This window comes from Bradyrhizobium sp., from assembly GCF_036009065.1.
GTDB lineage: Bacteria > Pseudomonadota > Alphaproteobacteria > Rhizobiales > Xanthobacteraceae > Bradyrhizobium.
In genome coordinates this window covers 1-1,959 of the sequence record NZ_DASYMN010000381.1, presented here as the reverse complement: position 1 = coordinate 1,959, position 1,959 = coordinate 1, and the positions used below count along the sequence as shown (strand labels likewise).

Annotated in this window: 1 protein-coding gene; it reads right to left on the bottom strand. The window is 64.7% G+C overall.

What is annotated here, in order from left to right; translation table 11 throughout:
* Window positions 1–338: 338 nt before the first annotated feature.
* Window positions 339–1,718 (bottom strand): IS1380 family transposase, encoded by a 1,380-nt coding sequence (locus tag VGP39_RS23220; RefSeq protein ID WP_327570437.1) that lies wholly within the window; start codon window positions 1,716–1,718, stop codon window positions 339–341.
* Window positions 1,719–1,959 lie beyond the last annotated feature (241 nt).

The window sequence follows — 1,959 nt, the reverse complement described above, 5'->3', positions numbered from 1 at the left end:
TGTGCGACATACGATTGGGCAAGGACAGGGAGGCGTTGGCCGCTTTTCAGCGCGCCGCCGCTATTGATCCAAACCTGCCGGGCGTGCAGGCGAATATCGAGGCCCTGAAGAAGCGGCTGGTCAGAGATTCGATCTAGGCATTGCTAGCCCGCATTTCTCACGGCATGACCGATGAGGACGGCAGCGCAATGAGTTGCGGTTGGATCATGTCAGTTCATCCGGTGCAGCGACGCGTCTTGCGTTGATTGGGCGCTCTCGGGCCAAGCGCTTCCGCCGCCACCCGCTGGGCAGCGTTGGCATTGGCTATGTGGTCTATGCGCTGTCTGGTTCGTCCCGCCTCACGCCGCGGCTCGTCGCAGCGCCGCATGCGCCAGTGCGAACTCCGCTCGCCACGGGCAGCCCGACGCCATGGCAAACACCACCCGCCGCACGCTGATCCGCACCAGCGCACCAATCTTCAGCAGCTTCAACCGGATAGTGCCGCAACTGGCCCGGGCAAACTGCGTCTGTGCCAGGCCGATGCGGCGCAGTCCGCACAGCAGCACGTAGGCAAAGCTGGAAAACCACCGCCGCAACTGCTTCGCCGCCATCGTCGCCGCCGAGGTGCGGTCGGCGAACAGATCGAGCTGGCACTCCTTGATGCGGTTCTCGGCTTGACCGCGGGCGCAGTAGACATCCTCATAGAGCCGCTTTGCCTCGATCTCCTCGACCGGCAGTGAGGTAACCACAAAGCGCGGGTTGGCCTTGCCCTCGGTCCACTCCGCCTTGGCCACGACACGGCGCTTGCAGCTCCAGCTCTTGCGGGTCCGCCAGATCAGTTCCTTGAACCGCCGCGCCGGCTTGCCCGTAGCCTCGGCCTCGAGCCACGCCTGCTGCAGCTCCGCCCCGATCGCCGCCACCAGCCGCTTGTTGCGCGCCAGGCCGAAGAGGTAGTCGACTGTATTTCCCTCCGCCCACGCCATCAAAGTGTCGCGGCAGAAGCCGCTGTCGGCGCGCAGGATGATCCGTGTCCTCGGCCAGCGGGTGCGGATCCGGGCGACGACGCGGATCGCCTCCTCCAACGCCCCGGCACAGGCGTCGATGTTGGCCGGGCGCAGCTTCGCCGCCAGCAGGTGACGGCCACAAAAGATGTAAAGCGGCAGGTAGCAGTAGCAGTCGTAGTAGCCGTGGAAGAAGCGGCCTTCCTGATGCCCGTGCAGCGGATCGTCGGTGGCGTCGAGGTCGAGGATGATCTCCTCCGGCGCTGCAGCGTGAGCGTCGAGGAACAGGTCGACGAACAGGTTTTCAATCGCTGTCGTATCGGCGGCGATCTTTGCGTAACGTGTCGGCTGGGCCTTGCTCAGCTCGAGGCGGTTGAGCGTGCTCTTACCCGCCACCGGCGCACAGTCCGAGCGGGAAGCGGTCAGTTTACCGGCGAGCACGGCCATGATCGGGTCGTGGCGTAACTGGTCGTGGTCGATCAGATCCTCGTAGCCCAGCGCAATGGCGGTGATGCGCTGCGTCAGCAGCGTCTCCAGGCGGTGCTCGATCAGGTCGGGATCGCGGTGGTCCTTGAAGCAGGCGGCGAGCCTGCGGGTCAGGCCGAGCACCTTGTCAGTGGCGCCAAGCAGCAGGCCACCGGCGTCGGAGGTGATGGCGCCGCCGTCGAAATTAGCCACCACTTTGCGGCCTTCGACGGGTGCAAAGTCGAACAACGTTGGGATACAGTCTGTGGGCATCGAGGGCATTCTCCGCGCGAGCGATAACTCTTTGTTGCAGAAGAACTTTCGCCGATTCGGAGCCCCGATGCACCTGCTATCGGTGAGAAATGCCGGATAGCATCGCGGCGACAGTCTGGCCGACCCGGCCGAACCCGGCAACGATGACGCGCGGCGCCACATCCTGAATGGTTGGCAGCAGCAGCGCAGGATTCAGGGGCATCGTCGTGATCAGGCGTGGCACGAGCCTCTGCCCCAACGT